The organism is Streptomyces sp. ERV7 (assembly GCF_001653515.1).
Taxonomy (GTDB): domain Bacteria; phylum Actinomycetota; class Actinomycetes; order Streptomycetales; family Streptomycetaceae; genus Streptomyces.
Genome location: NZ_LYOY01000040.1, coordinates 44,312 through 60,495 on the forward strand (window position 1 = coordinate 44,312; position 16,184 = coordinate 60,495).

At 72.1% G+C, this 16,184-nt stretch carries 12 protein-coding genes and 4 pseudogenes; 6 read left to right on the forward strand and 10 right to left on the reverse strand.

Annotated elements, in window-relative coordinates; translation table 11 throughout:
- Nucleotides 1-265: 265 nt before the first annotated feature.
- Nucleotides 266-940, forward strand: a complete 675-nt coding sequence (locus tag A8W25_RS14705) for a Crp/Fnr family transcriptional regulator (protein WP_017947815.1) — start codon at nt 266-268, stop codon at nt 938-940.
- 157 nt (nt 941-1,097) lie between these two features.
- On the opposite strand, the gene A8W25_RS14710 is transcribed toward A8W25_RS14705, so the two are convergent.
- The 3 genes and pseudogenes from A8W25_RS14710 to A8W25_RS14720 form a co-directional block, all read right to left on the reverse strand.
- Nucleotides 1,098-1,928 carry an MBL fold metallo-hydrolase gene (locus A8W25_RS14710; RefSeq protein WP_067161516.1) on the reverse strand — a complete coding sequence of 277 codons (831 nt, stop codon included), beginning with the start codon at nt 1,926-1,928 and terminating at the stop codon, nt 1,098-1,100.
- 46 nt (nt 1,929-1,974) lie between these two features.
- Complete coding sequence (locus tag A8W25_RS14715) at nt 1,975-2,853, reverse strand: NUDIX hydrolase (RefSeq protein WP_067161519.1); 879 nt, start codon at nt 2,851-2,853, stop codon at nt 1,975-1,977.
- Nucleotides 2,854-2,936: 83 nt separating this feature from the next.
- Nucleotides 2,937-4,040, reverse strand: a pseudogene (locus A8W25_RS14720) (LCP family protein); the annotation flags it as partial.
- A gap of 90 nt (nt 4,041-4,130) precedes the next feature.
- Here A8W25_RS14720 and tatA point away from each other — a divergent pair.
- From tatA to A8W25_RS14735, 3 genes and pseudogenes are all read left to right on the forward strand, one after another.
- Nucleotides 4,131-4,307: a Sec-independent protein translocase subunit TatA gene (gene tatA / locus A8W25_RS14725; protein WP_067161522.1), complete on the forward strand. Its 177-nt coding sequence runs from the start codon at nt 4,131-4,133 to the stop codon at nt 4,305-4,307.
- A gap of 107 nt (nt 4,308-4,414) precedes the next feature.
- Nucleotides 4,415-6,275, forward strand: a pseudogene (locus tag A8W25_RS14730) (S9 family peptidase).
- A gap of 132 nt (nt 6,276-6,407) precedes the next feature.
- Nucleotides 6,408-7,175, forward strand: a complete 768-nt coding sequence (locus A8W25_RS14735) for an SURF1 family protein (RefSeq protein ID WP_067161525.1) — start codon at nt 6,408-6,410, stop codon at nt 7,173-7,175.
- A 286-nt stretch (nt 7,176-7,461) separates the two neighbouring features.
- Here the strand turns inward: A8W25_RS14735 and A8W25_RS14740 are convergent, their stop codons facing one another.
- The 7 genes and pseudogenes from A8W25_RS14740 to A8W25_RS14770 form a co-directional block, all read right to left on the reverse strand.
- A complete protein-coding gene (locus A8W25_RS14740) occupies nt 7,462-8,778 on the reverse strand; it encodes a hypothetical protein (protein WP_234386459.1) in 1,317 nt (438 codons plus the stop codon).
- Nucleotides 8,775-9,364: pseudogene (locus A8W25_RS14745) on the reverse strand (SigE family RNA polymerase sigma factor). Before A8W25_RS14745 ends, A8W25_RS14740 begins: the two are co-directional and overlap by 4 nt.
- 379 nt (nt 9,365-9,743) lie before the next feature.
- Entirely contained in the window at nt 9,744-10,799 is a 1,056-nt protein-coding gene (locus A8W25_RS14750) for an aspartate-semialdehyde dehydrogenase (protein ID WP_067161530.1), read from the reverse strand.
- Nucleotides 10,796-12,067 (reverse strand): aspartate kinase, encoded by a 1,272-nt coding sequence (locus A8W25_RS14755; protein WP_067161533.1) that lies wholly within the window; start codon nt 12,065-12,067, stop codon nt 10,796-10,798. The genes A8W25_RS14750 and A8W25_RS14755 overlap by 4 nt, the downstream gene beginning before the upstream one ends.
- 231 nt (nt 12,068-12,298) lie before the next feature.
- A complete protein-coding gene (locus A8W25_RS14760) occupies nt 12,299-12,958 on the reverse strand; it encodes a DUF5063 domain-containing protein (RefSeq protein ID WP_067161536.1) in 660 nt (219 codons plus the stop codon).
- On the reverse strand, nt 12,951-13,550 hold the full coding sequence (gene recR / locus A8W25_RS14765; protein ID WP_067161539.1) for a recombination mediator RecR: 600 nt from the start codon (nt 13,548-13,550) through the stop codon (nt 12,951-12,953). The genes A8W25_RS14760 and recR overlap by 8 nt, the downstream gene beginning before the upstream one ends.
- 126 nt (nt 13,551-13,676) lie before the next feature.
- Complete coding sequence (locus A8W25_RS14770) at nt 13,677-14,012, reverse strand: YbaB/EbfC family nucleoid-associated protein (RefSeq protein WP_079126087.1); 336 nt, start codon at nt 14,010-14,012, stop codon at nt 13,677-13,679.
- 332 nt (nt 14,013-14,344) lie between these two features.
- Here A8W25_RS14770 and A8W25_RS34880 point away from each other — a divergent pair.
- Nucleotides 14,345-14,620, forward strand: a pseudogene (locus A8W25_RS34880) (SLATT domain-containing protein); the annotation flags it as partial.
- Nucleotides 14,583-16,163: a protein kinase domain-containing protein gene (locus tag A8W25_RS34885; protein WP_067161545.1), complete on the forward strand. Its 1,581-nt coding sequence runs from the start codon at nt 14,583-14,585 to the stop codon at nt 16,161-16,163. The pseudogene A8W25_RS34880 and the gene A8W25_RS34885, both read left to right, overlap by 38 nt.
- The last annotated feature ends 21 nt before the right edge of the window (nt 16,164-16,184 follow it).

Genomic DNA, 16,184 nt, shown 5'->3' on the forward strand with positions numbered 1-16,184 from the left:
ACAGCGGAATCATTGCCTGCGGACACTCGTACGGCCCCCCTGGCCTGCGCTCTCACCGGCGAATTGGACACCCGGCCAGCCTAAAGCCACCCACTGACATCCGCCCCGGCCACAGCGAATCACCACCCCAATCGGCCCCCTGCCGCACGGTCCGGCGTTCGGGTGCGTCATCCTTGTGATTACCCGTGTGATTGATCGCACTGTTTACCCCGTCCGGCAAAATGGGCAGCACGGTCCCCTGTACCGGTCGACAAGGAGAGAACTCGTGGACGACGTTCTGCGGCGCGCCCCGCTCTTCGCGGCGCTCGATGATGAGCAGGCCGCGGAGCTCCGCGCCTCGATGAGTGAGGTGACGCTCGCCCGCGGCGACGCCCTCTTCCACGAGGGCGACCCCGGCGACCGCCTCTACGTGGTCACCGAGGGCAAGGTCAAGCTCCACCGCACTTCCCCCGACGGCCGCGAGAACATGCTGGCGGTCCTCGGCCCCGGCGAGCTCATCGGCGAGCTGTCCCTCTTCGACCCGGGCCCGCGTACCGCCACGGCGACCGCGCTCACCGAGGTCAAGCTGCTGGGCCTGGGCCACGGCGACCTCCAGCCGTGGCTGAACGCCCGGCCCGAGGTGGCCACGGCGCTGCTGCGCGCCGTCGCCCGCCGACTGCGCAAGACCAACGACCAGATGTCCGACCTGGTCTTCTCGGACGTCCCGGGCCGCGTCGCCCGCGCGCTCCTCGACCTGTCGCGCCGCTTCGGCGTGCAGTCGGAGGAGGGCATCCACGTCGTGCACGACCTGACGCAGGAAGAGCTGGCCCAGCTGGTCGGCGCGTCCCGCGAGACGGTGAACAAGGCCCTCGCGGACTTCGCGCAGCGCGGCTGGCTGCGGCTGGAGGCCCGTGCGGTGATCCTGCTGGATGTGGAGCGGCTGGCCAAGCGGTCGCGCTGACACGGCCGTTCACCTGCACGTTCGTATGTGACGGGGCCCGCCTCCCTCGGGAGGCGGGCCCCGTTGTCAGTGGTCGGTCCTAGTCTGTGGATACGTGACAGACACGCCGCTCCTCGACAAGTGCACCGTGGCAGAAGACAAGTGACGGGCTATCCGGTCAGATCAGCCCGTGCTCGCTCAGATACTCCAGCTGCGCGCGTACGGAGAGTTCGGCCGCCGGCCACAGCGAGCGGTCGACGTCCGCGTAGACACGGGCCACCACGTCCGCCGCCGTGGTGTGGCCGTTCTCCACGGCCGTCTCCACCTGGGCCAGCCGGTGGGCGCGGTGGGCGAGGTAGAACTCGATGGCGCCCTGCGCGTCGTCCAGGACCGGACCGTGCCCGGGCAGCACGGTGTGGACGCCGTCGTCGACCGCCAGCGAGCGCAGCCGTCGCAGCGAGTCGAGGTAGTCGCCGAGGCGGCCGTCGGGGTGGGCCACGACGGTGGTGCCGCGCCCGAGGACCGTGTCCCCCGTCAACACGGCCCGGTCCGCGGGGAGATGGAAGCAGAGGGAGTCGGCGGTGTGGCCGGGGGTGGGCACCACCCACATCTCCAGTCCGCCGGTGGTGATCACGTCACCGGCGCCGAGCCCCTCGTCGCCGAGGCGCAACGCCGGATCCAGGGCGCGTACGTGCGTACGCGTCAGCTCCGCGAAGCGCGCCGCGCCCTCGGCGTGGTCGGGATGGCCGTGGGTGAGCAGGGTGAGGGCGACCCGCTTGCCCATCCGCTCGGCGGTGGCGACCACGTTCCGCAGATGGGCGTCGTCGAGCGGGCCGGGGTCGATGACGACGGCGAGGTCGGAGTCGGGCTCGGCGACGATCCAGGTGTTGGTGCCGTCGAGGGTCATCGCGGAGGGGTTGGGCGCGAGGACGTTGACGGTACGGGTCGTGGCGGGGCCGGAGAGCACCTCGCCACGGGGCTGGCCGGGGAGGGCTGCGGCTTCGGTCACGCGGGGGCACCTTCCATGGGAAGCGGGGGCGTGCTGGCGGGAGCGGTCACGGAGTGCCTCCGGCGGTACGTACGCGCTTGGTGAACTCGTCGTGCCCGGGCCAGCTCAGCACGATCTCACCGTCGTCGCCGAGACTCGCCCGGGCCAGCACGGGCGTGAGGTCGCGGGCCGCCGCGGCGGTGAGCACGTCGGCGGGGGTGGCGTACGGGAGCAGGGCGCGCAGGGTCGAGACGGTCGGGGGCATCATCAGCAGCTCGCCCGAGTCGTACCCGGCGGTGGCCTCGGCGGGCCGGATCCACACGGTCCGGTCGGCCTCGGTGGAGGCGTTGCGGGTGCGCTGGCCCTCGGGGAGCGCGGCGACGAAGAACCAGGTGTCGTACCGCTTCGGCTCGAACTCGGGAGTGATCCAGCGGGCCCACGCGCCGAGCAGGTCCGAGCGCAGGACCAGACCGCGGCGGTCGAGGAACTCGGCGAAGGAGAGGTCGCGGGTGACGAGGGCGTGGCGGTCGGCCTCCCAGTCGTCACCGGTGGTGTCGCCCACGACGCTGTCGGCGTCGGGGCCGGCGAGGAGGACTCCGGCCTCCTCGTACGTCTCGCGGACGGCGGCGCAGACGATGGCCTGGGCGTCGTCCGCGTCCACGCCGAGGCGGGCCGCCCAGGTCTCGCGGGTTGGCCCGGCCCAGCCGATGCGGCGGGCGTCGTCCCTCGGGTCGACGCCGCCGCCCGGGTAGGCGTAGGCGCCGCCGGCGAAGGCCATGGAGGTGCGGCGGCGCAGCATGTGCACATCCAGCCCGCCGGGCTCGTCCCCGGCGCGGAGCAGCATGACGGTCGCGGCTCGCCGGGGCGCCACCGGGGTGAGGGTGCCGTGGGCTAGGGCGCGGATGCGGTCGGGCCATTCCGGCGGGTACCACTGACCATTGGGCATGGGCGGAGGCTATCCCGTGACGCGCGCATGTTCGAGGCCGCACGCCTCCGTGCCCCACCCCTCTCTGTGGCTGAGGGGGAGGGGGCCTTCTGTTCGCCGCCCGCGTCCTTGCCGTCGACCGTGCGGTCCGCGCGCAGGGCCGCGAAGAGCGCGTCGGCCTGCGGCCGCACTATCGCCACGCGCGCGCCCTCGTACCGCCAGGGCAGGGTGACGAACTTGGTGTTGTGCAGGTCGATGTTCTTCATCGACATGGCGAAGGAGATCAGCTTGTCGGCCGAGCCGAGGCCCGGGTCGACGGTCAGGGAGCGGGTCGCCGCCTTGGCGAGCGGGAGCAGGGTGGTGGGATCGAGGCCCTGCTGCTTGACCTTCTTCATCAGGCCGGCGATGAACGCCTGCTGGCGCTGGATGCGGCCGATGTCCGAGCCGTCGCCTATGCCGTGCCGGATGCGGACGTAGTCGAGCGCCTTCTGGCCGGAGACCTCCTGGACGCCCTTGGTGAACAGCCGCTCCCCGTGCGCGTGGCGGTTGGGGTTGAGGTCGCCCTCGTAGATGTCCTTGGGCACACACACCTGGACGCCGCCGACGGCCTCGGTCATCTTGGCGAAGCCCGCGAAGTCCACGACGACGGTGTGGTCGACGCGCAGCCCGGTCAGCTTCTCGACGGTGTTCTGGGTGCAGGCCGGGTTGCCCCGGGCGGTGTCGCCCACGGAGAACGCCGAGTTGAACATGACGTTGTGCCGCGTCGTGGTCCAGGTGCCGTTCGGCAGCTTGCAGGGCGGCACGTCGACCAGGGTGTCGCGGGGTAGGGAGATCGCCGTGGCGTGCTTGTGGTCGGCGTGGACGTGCATCAGGAACGCGGTGTCTGAGCGGCCGATGTCACCGCTGCCGTGGCCGTACTGGACGTTGTCGCCCGCGCGTGAGTCCGAGCCGATGACCAGGACGTTCTGGCCCTTGGCCGAGGCGGCCGGGCGGTCGCCGGAGACCCCGCCGTCGTCGAAGGTGCGGATGTCGCCGTTGAGCTCGAAGTAGATCCAGCCGAGCCCGGCGACCGCGAGGACGAGCAGGGAGACCAGCAGGGCCAGCACCAGACGCAGCCGACCGCGTCTGCGCCGCCCGGCCGGGGGCGCGCCGACGGCGCCCTTCCGGCTCCCGCCGCGCGCGTTTCCCGCCTTGTGGCTGCCTGCCATCCGTACACCCTGTCCATGGCCGATTAGTTGTACAGTTGCGCAATGTAGCAAGTCTTACTGGGAGAGCCGCCGGGAGTGGAAGGACGACGGATGTTTCTGCGCAATGGGCTGGAGCCCTGGCATCTGCTGATCGTTGCCGTGGTACTGATCCTGCTCTTCGGCTCCAAGAAGCTGCCCGACACCGCCCGGGCGCTCGGCAAGTCGCTGCGGATCCTCAAGAGCGAGACGCGGGCGATGAAGGACGAGTCGGACGCCCCCCGCCCCTAGCCGCCGCGCGATCCGCTTGGCATGCGCATGCGCCGAGTTGTCCACAGGCTGCGGACGGTGGGGGCGGGTTGTCGGCGCGGCGGCGCATGATGGGGTCCATGAACGAGATGCCGGAGTGGGAGAAGCGGTTCAGGGCACCCAGGGTCGGGCTCCCCGACTGGGCGGAGGACGCCCCGGACCGCTCGCTGTTCGTGTCGAACGCAACGGGGACGTACGAGCTGTACGCATGGGACCGGGCGACCGGCGCCCAGCGCCAGGCGACGGACCGGCCGAACGGGACGACGGACGGGGTGCTGACGCCGGACGGCGAGGCGATCTGGTGGTTCAGCGACACGGACGGGGACGAGTTCGGCGTGTGGATGCGCCAGCCGTTCGGCGGGGGCGACGACGAGGCGGCCGTGCCCGGCCTGGAGCCGTCCTACCCGGCGGGCCTCGCGCTCGGCCGGGACGGCACGGCGGTGGTCGGCCGCTCCACCGACGAGGACGGCACCACGGTCCACGTCGTACGGCCCGGGGCCGCGCCCGTCGAGATCTACCGGCACCGCGAGTCGGCGGGCGTCGGCGACCTCTCGCACGACGGCACGCTGATCGCCCTGGAGCACACCGAGCACGGCGACGCCATGCACTCGGCGCTGCGCGTGGTCCGGCTCGACGGCTCCACCGCCGCCGAGCTCGACGACACCAAGGGCGGCGCCGAGGAGCTGGGCCTGGAGGTGCTCGGCTTCGCACCGCTGCCCGGCGACACCCGGCTGCTCATCGCCCACCAGCGCCGGGACCGCTGGGAGCCCATGGTGTGGGGGCCTGGAGGTGCTCGGCTTCGCACCGCTGCCCGGCGACACCCGGCTGCTCATCGCCCACCAGCGCCGGGACCGCTGGGAGCCCATGGTGTGGGACGTGGCGTCCGGCGAGGAGACCGACCTCGCGCTCGAACTTCCGGGCGACGTCGTGGCGGAGTGGTACCCGGACGGCTCGGCGCTGCTCGTCGTCCACAGCTTCGAGGCCCGCAGCGAGCTGTTCCGGTACGACCTGGCGGCGGCCGAGCTGGTCGAGGTGGAGACCCCGGCCGGTTCCGTCTCGGGCGCCACGGCCCGGCCCGACGGGACCGTGGAGTACCTGTGGTCGTCGGCGGCGCGCCCCTCCGAGGTGCGCTCCACCACCGGCACGGTCGTCCTGGACCCGCCGGGGATGAAGGCACCGGGCTCGGTGCCGGTGGAGGACGCGTGGGTGGAGGGGCCCGGCGGCCGTATCCACGCACTGGTGCAGAAGCCGGCCGGATCCGGCCCGTTCCCGACGGTCTTCGAGCTCCACGGCGGCCCGACCTGGCACGACAGCGACGCGTTCGCGGCGGGCCCGGCGGCCTGGGTCGACCACGGGTTCGCGGTGGTGCGCGTCAACTACCGGGGCTCCACGGGGTACGGCAGGGAGTGGACGGACGCGCTCAAGCACCGGGTCGGGCTCATCGAGCTGGAGGACGTGGCGGCGGTCCGGGAGTGGGCGGTGTCGTCCGGCCTCGCCGACCCGTCCCGGCTGGTCCTGGCGGGCGCGTCCTGGGGCGGCTATCTGACCCTGCTCGGCCTCGGCACCCAGCCGGAGGCGTGGGCGCTGGGCCTCGCGGTGGTGCCGGTCGCGGACTACGTCACGGCGTACCACGACGAGATGGAGGCCCTGAAGGCGATGGACCGCACCCTGCTCGGCGGCACCCCGGAGGAGGTCCCGGAGCGTTTCGAGGCGTCCTCGCCGCTGACGTATGTGGACGCGGTGAAGGCCCCCGTCTACATCTCGGCGGGCGTCAACGACCCGCGCTGCCCGATCCGGCAGGTCGAGAACTATGTGGACCGCCTGGCCGCGCGCGGCGCGGTGCACGAGGTGTACCGCTACGACGCGGGGCACGGCTCGCTGGTCGTGGAGGAGCGGATCAAGCAGGTGCGGCTTGAGCTGGAGTTCGCGGGGAGGCATCTGGCGACCTGAGAACCCCCGGGCTCCCCGTCGCCCGGGGCCGGCCCGGGCCGGTGCCACCCGGCGCCCACCACCCGGGCCCCGCTGGGCAGCCCTGGGCACCCCGCAGCCCGGTACCCCGGAGGGATTCCGTACCGTGGTGGTGTGTACCGGTTCCTGCTGACGCCCCGCTGGTGGGGGATCAACGTCTTCGTCGTGCTGGCCATCCCCTTCTGCGTGTTCATGGGGTCCTGGCAGCTCGGCCGCTTCGAGGACCGCGTGCAGTCGCACAACGCGGCCGACGAGCGGCCCGACCCCGCCGAGCAGAAGGCCGCGCCGCTGCGCGAGCTGCTGCCCGTCGACCAGAAGACCTCGGGCCGCACGGCGAGCGCGACCGGGCGGTACGGCGAGCAGTTCCTGGTGCCGGACCGGCGGGTGGACGGCCGCAGCGGCTCGTATGTGCTGACCCTGCTGCGCACCGAGGGCGGCAAGGCGCTGCCGGTGGTGCGCGGCTGGCTGCCCGAGGGCCGTCCGGCGCCCGCCCCGCCCACCGGCGAGGTCACCGTCGACGGTGCGCTCCAGGCGTCCGAGACGCCCGGGACGGACGGGGTGAACGCCTCGGGCGGGCTCCCTCAGGGGCAGCTCGGGATGATCAGCGCGGCGTCGCTGGTCAACCTCGTGCCGTACGAGGTGTACGACGCGTGGGTCACGCTTGCCCGGGCCGACTCGGGGATGGTGGCCGTGCCGGCCGCCAAGCCGCAGAACACGGGGCTGGATCTGAAGGCGTTCCAGAACCTCGGTTACACCGGGGAGTGGTTCGTCTTCGCCGGGTTCGTGGTGTTCATGTGGTTCCGGCTGCTGCGGCGGGAGGCCGAGGCGGCGGAGGACGCGGCGTTGGGGCTCAGCCCCGAGGTGCCCCAGGCTGCGCGCTGAGGCTCCGCCGGGAGGCGGTTCTCGGCTGCGGGCCGTCTGTGGCTGGTCGCGCGGTTCCCCACACCCCTGAAGAGGTGCGTGGTCGGCTGCGGGCCGGTGGGGGCTTGTCGCGCGGTTCCCCGCACCCCTCATAGGTCGTCGTTCGTCTGCGGACCGTGCTCGCTTGCTCGCGCGGTTCCCCGCACCCCTGAAACAGGCACCCGCGGGCTCGGCAACGGCGACAGGAGCAGGACCGCATGGGGGCGGCGCCGGCACCCGCGCTCCTCCCCCTCCGGACGAGGAGCCGTCAGGGGGTTGTCGGGGCCGGGGCCGCCAGGACTCCTGTGCGGTAGATCGTTCCGGCGCAGGCGTTGGGGATGGTCGCCTCGGCCGTCGGGGCGCCGGGTTCGGCGACATGGGTCACCGCCACCTTGCCGTCCGTCGGGGTGACCGGGTTCGCCGGGTCGACGGCGCCGAGCTGGGGCTCGGTGCCCGTCGGGGCCGTACCGGTCCCGGTGCCGCCGGTCGTCCCGCCGCTGCCTCCGCTGACCGTCGACGGCGAGGGGTCGGGCGAGGGCTGCGGCTTGGGACAGGTCTCGGACGGCACCCAGGCGAACTTGACCTCGTACGCCGCCGCCGGCTTGAGCACCAGACCGGTGGCTTCGAGGGCGGGGTCGGGCAGCCCGGCCGCCGGGTCGCCGGTGGCGTGGTCGACGACGGTGATCCGGGAGGCGTCGGCCGCGCCGAGCGCCTGGAAGTCGACCTTGCCGCCCCCGCTGACCTGGCAGAGCTTCTTCGAGACATTGGCGACGCGGAACGTGCCGTAGACCTTGCCGTCGGCGTCGGGCTTGCTGATCCGCGCGGACTTCACTCCGAGTTCGGTCGCGTCGCAGACCGGTGAGCCGACCACCACGGGTCCGCCGACGGGCCCGGTCTCACCGCCCACGGTGCCGCCGACGACGGTCCGGCCGGGCTCCTCGGGCTTGACGGTCCCGCTCGGCGCCGAGGTGCGGGTGGCCCGGCCGGAGGGCCTGTCGGCCCCCCGCTCACCGCCCTCCACACCCGGCGCGGTGCCGGTGCCGCCCTGCGCCTGCTGGCCGTGCCCGGCGATGGTGGGCCGGTCCTCGGAGGCCGCTCCGCTGTTGGCGACGTGCAGGAACGCGGGGATCGCGGTGCCGATCAGCAGCGCGGCGGCGGCCGCGCCGACCACCGCCTGCCGCTTGCGGGCCTGGCGGGCGGGGACGGCCCGGCGCAGCTGGTCCAGGGCTCCCTCGGACGGCTCCATGCCGTCCACCGCGCCGTGCAGCATCCTGCGCAGCGCGTCTTCGTCCGGGGTGAGGCCAGGTGGGAAGGGGTCGTTCACAATTCCGTTTCCAGTCCGGTCGTCCAGAGGGCGGTCGGGCCCGTAGATGCTCTCCCCGTGGCGGCGCTCCTGATGGCGCTCCGGACGGCGGTCGCCGTCTTCGCCGTGGTGCCCGTGTTCCCCTCGGGCCCCGGCCGCGCCGTACGCGCCGCGCGTGTCCTGTGTGCCGTCGTCGCGGCGGCCGCGGTGGTCACCGCGCTCCCCGCCGTCGTCCCGCCGGTCCTCCCCGTTCCCGAATCCCGCATTCCACTTGGCGCTCATACCGGTGCCTCCATGGCTATCCGGAGTGCCGCGATGCCGCGCGAGCCGTACGCCTTCACCGAGCCCAGGGATATCCCCAGGGTCTCGGCGACCTGGGACTCGGTCATGTCCGCGAAGTACCGCAGCACGAGGACCTCGCGCTGGCGGCGCTGGAGGCCGCGCATGGCCTTGATCAGCGCGTCCCGCTCCAGCTGGTCGTACGCCCCCTCCTCGGCGCTCGCCATGTCGGGCATCGGCTTGGAGAGCAGCTTGAGCCCGAGGATGCGGCGGCGCAGCGCGGAGCGGGAGAGGTTGACGACGGTCTGGCGCAGATAGGCGAGCGTCTTCTCGGGCTCGCGCACGCGCGAGCGGGCCGAGTGGACGCGGATGAAGGCCTCCTGGACGACGTCCTCGCAGGAGGCCGTGTCGTCGAGCAGCAGCGCGGCGAGCCCGAGCAGCGAGCGGTAGTGCGCGCGGTAGGTCTCGGTCAGGTGGTCGACGGTGGTACCAGCGGCCATGGCGTCGTCAGCGCCCTCGCGGGCCGACGTCGGCTGGGCGGGGACGCGGGTGGGGGGCGCGCGGTGGGCATGGGGGCGATCACCGGCATGCCGCCGGCCGGCCGCGGCCGCCGGAGCGGGCGGACCACTGCGCCGCGCACCGGAACAACGCTGATGTCGAGAACCTCTGCCACGCCAGTTGGACACGCTTCCCCCCGTCAGGGTTGTACGCGTACGACACCGTTTTTGACAGTGCGACAAATGTCCTCATGCGTACTCGCTCTTCCCCAATGCCCCGATATTTACGGCACCTTGATGGGCGACCGCATAGACGCTCCATGCCGGGCTGCCGGTTGCAGGGACACGGAAATGAATCGTGTAACAGGGCAACAGCGCAGTTCAAGTGGTACAGACCAGCGACTTGCTCACAGAGCGTTCACAGATCCTACAAAGTCTGTGGCCTTCCGCGCCGCGAAATCGCTCGGGTATTCAGCCGAGGAATTCCGCGGCCGCCAGCTCCGCGATCTGAGCGGCGTTCAAAGCGGAGCCCTTGCGGAGGTTGTCGCCGCAGACGAAGAGATCGAGCGCGTACGGGTCGTCGGGCGAACGCCGCACCCGTCCCACCCACGCAGGATCGGTGCCGACCGCGTCGGCGGGCGTCGGGAACTCCCCCGCCGCCGGGTCGTCCAGGAGCACCACACCGGGCGCGGTGGCCAGGATCTCGTGCGCCCGCGCCACCTCGACCTCGTTCTCGAAGGTCGCGTGGACGGAGACGGAGTGGGTGGTGACCACCGGGACCCGCACACAGGTCGCGGCCACCGCGAGCCGCGGCAGACCGAGCACCTTGCGGGTCTCCTCGCGCAGCCCCAGCTCCTCGCTGGACCAGCCGCCGTCGGCCGGATCCCCGGACCAGGGCACCACATTGAGCGCCACCGGCGCCGCGAACGGCCCGGTGTCCTCGCCCACGGCCCGGCGCACATCGCCGGGGCCGGTGCCCAGTTCCGTACCGGCGACGAGGGAGAGCTGTTCGCGCAGGGTCTCGACGCCGGCCCGGCCGGCGCCGCTGACCGCCTGGTACGTGGAGACGACGAGTCCGCTCAGGCCGTACTCGGCGTGCAGCGCGCCCACCGCCACGATCAGCGCGAGGGTGACGCAGTGCGGGGAGGCCACGATCCCGCGCGGCCGCAGCCGTACGGCGTGGGGGTTGACCTCGGGCACCACCAGCGGCACGTCCGGGTCCATCCGGAAGGCCGCCGAGGTGTCGACGACCACGGCGCCCTTGGCCGCGGCGACGGGCGCCCACTGGGCGGCGACCTGCTCGGGCACCAGGAAGACGGCGACGTCGACGCCGTCGAGCGCCTCCTCGCCCAGGGCCAGGACCTCGCTCTCCTCACCGCGCACGACCAGCTTGCGGCCGGCCGAGCGCGGGGAGGCAACGAGTCTGATCTCGCCCCAGACGTCCGCGTGCTGGGACAGGATCTGGAGCATCATCGCGCCGGCGCCCCCGGTCGCTCCGACGACCGCGAGAGCCGGCTTGCGGGTCATCGTCCGGTGCCTCCGTAGACGACCGCCTCGTCGGAGTCGGAGTCCAGGCCGAAGGCGGTGTGCACGGCGCGCACGGCCTCGTTGACGTCGTCGGCGCGGGTGACCACGGAGATGCGGATCTCGGAGGTCGAGATCAGCTCGATGTTGACCCCGGCGTCGCTGAGCGCCTCGAAGAACCCGGCGGTGACGCCCGGGTTGGTCTTCATCCCGGCGCCGACCAGCGAGATCTTGGCGATCTGGTCGTCGTAGCGCAGCGACTCGAAACCGATGGTCGCCTTGGCCCGCTCCAGGGCGTCGATGGCCTTGCGGCCCTCGGCCTTGGGCAGCGTGAACGAGATGTCCGTGAGCCCGGTGGACGCGGCCGACACGTTCTGGACGACCATGTCGATGTTGATCTCGGCGTTGGCGATGGTCCGGAAGATGGCCGCGGCCTCGCCCGGCTTGTCGGGGACCCCGACCACCGTGATCTTCGCCTCGGAGACGTCGTGCGCGACTCCGGAGATGATGGCGTGCTCCACCTGCTGATCCCCTCGCGGTTCGTTGCTGACCCAGGTGCCCTGAAGTCCGCTGAAGGACGACCGCACATGGATCGGGATGTTGTATCGGCGTGCGTACTCGACGCAGCGGTGCAGCAGCACCTTGGAGCCGGACGCGGCCAGCTCCAGCATGTCCTCGAAGGAGATCCAGTCGATCTTCTTGGCCTTCTTCACCACACGCGGGTCGGCGGTGAACACGCCGTCGACGTCCGTGTAGATCTCGCAGACCTCGGCGTCGAGCGCCGCCGCGAGGGCGACGGCCGTGGTGTCGGACCCGCCGCGCCCGAGCGTGGTGATGTCCTTCTTGTCCTGGGACACGCCCTGGAACCCGGCCACGATCGCGATGTTGCCCTCGTCCAGGGCGGTGCGGATCCGGCCCGGCGTGACATCGATGATCCGCGCTTTGTTGTGGACCGAGTCCGTGATGACGCCGGCCTGGCTGCCCGTGAACGACTGGGCCTTGTGGCCCAGGTTTTTGATCGCCATGGCCAGCAGGGCCATGGAGATCCGCTCTCCGGCGGTCAGCAGCATGTCGAATTCCCGGCCGGTAGGCATCGGAGATACCTGCTCGGCGAGATCGATCAACTCGTCCGTCGTGTCGCCCATCGCGGAAACCACGACAACGACCTGATGGCCGTTCTTCTTGGCTTCCACGATCCGCTTGGCGACGCGCTTGATGCCCTCGGCATCGGCAACGGAGGAGCCTCCGTACTTCTGCACGACAAGGCCCACGTGCGCTCCTCGCTCAGTCCATTACTGCGGTCGGCTCAGTCTAACGAGCGGCCCGGATCCGCCCGGGAGGTGCCACATCGTGAGATGTCCCGCTCACGATGTGATCTTGGTAGGACTCCCGGGTGGGGGGACGGATCCGGTCCGCTCGTGGAGGGGCACATGCCCGGCCGCACCGGTTGTACGCACGGGTGTGGGCCGGCTCACAGACCGCGGGGGCGGCGGGGGACGGCGCTACTTGACCGTACGCAGGCCCAGCGGGCCCGCGATCTCCTCGGCCATCACGCGCCCCGCCTCCTCGGCGAGCGACTCCTCGGTCAGGTCCTCGTCCGTGTCCAGCCCGTCCAGCTCCTCCAGGGGCTGGTTGAGGCGGACGTGGGCGACCAGCGACTGGAGGGCGCGCAGGGTCGCGGAGGCGGTGGAGCCCCAGTTGGAGAAGTAGGAGAACTGCCACCACCACAGCGCCTCGGTGGTGCGGCCCGCGCGGTAGTGGGCGAGGCCGTGGCGCAGATCGGTGACGACGTCGGCCAGGTCGTCGGAGATCCGGCAGGCGACGGGCGCCTTGCGCGGCTCGTACGGGTCGAAGACCTCGGAGTACACGTCGATGGGTTCCAGCAGGGCCGCGAACCGCTCGCGCAGGTCGTCGACGTCCGGCTCCGGGCCGAGGTCCGGCTCGTACCGCTCGTCCGGGACGATGTCCTCGTGCGCGCCGAGGCGGCCCCCGGCGAGCAGCAGCTGGGAGACCTCCAGCAGCAGGAACGGCACGGCGCTGTCCGGCTCGTCGCCCTTGGCCACCTCGGTGACCGCGACGATGAAGGACTCGACCTGGTCGGCGATCTGGACCGCGAAGGAGTCCGGATCCTGGTTGGCCGCGTGCAGCGTTGCGTCAGACATCGAGAAGTCGCCTTCCTTCAAAGGCCCGCCCGAGCGTGACCTCGTCCGCGTACTCCAGATCTCCCCCGACGGGGAGTCCGCTGGCCAGCCGGGTGACCCGCAGGCCCATCGGCTTGATCATGCGGGCGAGGTACGTCGCCGTGGCCTCGCCCTCCAGGTTCGGGTCGGTGGCCAGGATCAGCTCGGTGACCGTGCCGTCGGCGAGCCGGGCGAGCAGCTCGCGGATGCGCAGATCGTCCGGGCCGACGCCCTCGATGGGGCTGATGGCGCCGCCGAGTACGTGGTAGCGGCCCCGGAACTCACGGGTCCGCTCGATCGCCACGACGTCCTTCGGCTCCTCGACGACACAGATGACGGAGAGGTCGCGGCGCGGGTCGCGGCAGATGTTGCACTGCTCCTGCTGCGCCACGTTTCCGCACACCGCGCAGAACCGGACCTTGTCCTTCACTTCGAGCAGCGCGTGCGCGAGCCGGCGCACGTCGGTGGGCTCGGCCTGGAGGATGTGGAAGGCGATCCGCTGCGCGCTCTTGGGACCGACGCCGGGCAGCCTGCCCAACTCGTCGATGAGGTCCTGGACCACGCCTTCGTACAACGGACTGCCTCTCGTGGGTCGTCTGGGTGCTTACGGTAGTTGGTGGGCGGGCGCCGCAGAAGGGCGGATCCGCCTTGTTCACCACTGTTCACCAGGGCCGTGCGGACGGGCCCGGGCCCGCTCCGCTCAGAAGGGCAGGCCCGGCATGCCGCCGAGGCCCTGGGCCAGCGGGCCGAGCTTCTGCTGCTGGAGCTGCTGGGCGTTCTCGTTGGCCGCGCGGACGGCCGCGACGACCAGGTCGGCGAGGCCCTCTGTGTCCTCCGGGTCGACCGCCTTCGGGTCGATGACGAGGCCGCGCAGCTCACCGGAGCCGGTCACGGTCGCCTTGACGAGACCGCCGCCGGCCTGGCCGTCGACCTCGGTCGCGGCGAGCTCCTCCTGCGCGCGGGCGAGGTCCTGCTGCATCTGCTGCGCCTGCTGGAGCAGCTGCTGCATGTTGGGCTGGCCACCACCAGGGATCACGGTGCACTCCGTCTTTTCGCGTCTTCGGATCGTCGGATCTGCCGGAAGGATCCGGCACTCCGAGCCTACGTGGTCTCCCCGCCCCCTGCTCCGCAACTCTTTCGAGTGAGTCGACGGAGGTTCTCCTACCTGATCAAGGCCCACTTACGGGGGGAAATACCGGGATATCGGCCCTGGCTCCCACCATTCGGCGGTAGGAAGGGCAGTCACGTCTCGGGGGAGGCCGGAAGGCGTCGCGCGGTGCGGTGCGGCGACGTAACTGTACGTTACGTCCCCGTCACCGCATGTGGCGGCGAGAGGGTTTTCGATACGCACCGCGGAGGGAGCGCCGGGTGAGCCAGCCGGAGATGCAGCCCGAGGGGCCCCCGGGACCGCCCCGGGACGAGCGCGACCTGACCGGGCGCCCGTTCCCGCTGGGCGACTGGGGCGAGCCCGCGGAACGCCTTGACGAGCTGTACCGGTGGGTCGAGGCGGGGGCGCTGCGCACGGCCGAGTGGTATCTGGCGGACCGGCTGTGGAAGCGGCGGGGGGCGCGGGTGCTGCGGGGCGGGTACCGGCCTCCAGACCGTCGTGGACCGGGACTTCGGGCCGCTGCCGGAGCGGTCGCTGCTCGTCCTCGCCAACCGGCTGGCGCTCGCCCTGTCGGCCGTCCACCGGGCCGGGCTCGTCCACCGCGATCTGAAGCCGTCCAACATCCTGCTCGCCGTGGACGGTCCGCGCGTCATCGACTTCGGGATCTCGCGGGCGCTGGACGCGCTGACCGAGGGCCCCGCCCTGACCGGTACCGGCGTCGTCATCGGCTCACCGGGCTTCATGTCGCCCGAACAGGTGCGGGGCGAACGGGTCTCGGCGGCCAGTGATGTGTTCTGCCTGGGGGCGGTGCTGGCGTTCTCGGCGACGGGCCGGGCGCCCTTCGGCGGGGTCTCCGAGGGCCACGCGGCCGCCCTGATGTTCCGTATCGCGCACGAGGAGCCGGACCTGGCGGGCGTCCCGGCGTCCCTGCTGCCGCTCGTACGCGCCTGTCTCGACAAGGACCCGGCGCGGCGGCCGACGCCGGAGGAGGTCGCCCGGCGGACGGCGGGCGAGGTCCCGGCGCACGGGTGGCTGCCGCCGGAGCTGCTGGCCCAACTGGCGCGGCACAGCTCGCGGTTGCTGGACGCCGACATGGCGCCCATGCCCCGGCGCCCCGGTTACCGGCCGCCCGCGCCCTCACTGGTCGCGCCCAGCTGGCACGACTCTCCGCCACCGCCGCCGGCGGCCGCGAGCGCCCCTCCGACGGCCGCGAGCACCCGGGCGAGGGCCTCTTCGGTCCGCCCGCGCGCGACCAGGGCGAAACGTGGCAGCCGGGTCCGCGCCATCGCCGCCCTGGTCCTCGCCGCCCTGGTCATCGGCTGGTTCGTCGTCCGCCCGCTCGTGGGCCGCTTACTCGCCGACGACTCGGACGGCGCCGCCCCGTCACCTTCCCTCGGCTCCCCCACCTTCGACTTCACCGGCGTCTGGGAGGGGTCGAGCTCGGGGTCGGCCATCCGTGTCGCGATCGCCGAGGACCGGACCGGCGGCAAGGTCGACGTCGACATCCTCGACGACACCCGGATGTGCGGCGGCACGACGAGCGTCCTCAGCCGGAAGGGCCCCGTGCTGAAGGCGACCGCGCTCTCCACCTCGGCGCGACAGATCGAGTCGTACGTGAACGTCCCGGCATACGGCTGCGAGAACGTCGAGGAGCAGAGCCTGGAAGCCGAGGCGGACGGAACGGTCCTGTTGTCGGCCGGCGAGTACACAGCGCAGATGAAACGGGTCGAGCACAGCGGCGCGGCCGTGCCCGCCGCCTTCCTCGGCCGGTGGACGCGCACCCAGGGGGCGCCCGACGCCACCAGCCTCTACGCCACCTTCAGACAGGGCGCGCTCGGCGAACCGCTGGCCCGCCTCGAAGGGAAGTCGGGCAATCGCTCCTGCGTCTGGACGGCCGTCCTGTTCAGGGTGCGCGACGGGCAGCGGCTCGACTTCTCCCCGACAAAGCTGGACCGGGAGCATTCCGGCTCCGGGTGCATGGGCCGCCCCCCGCACACGTACTGGCTCCAGGGCAGCACCCTGTGGCTGGAGCCCTCCGGCGCGGAGAAGGAGTACGTGGCCTTCAAGAAGGCGGGCTGAGGCGGAACGACGACGGGGCCG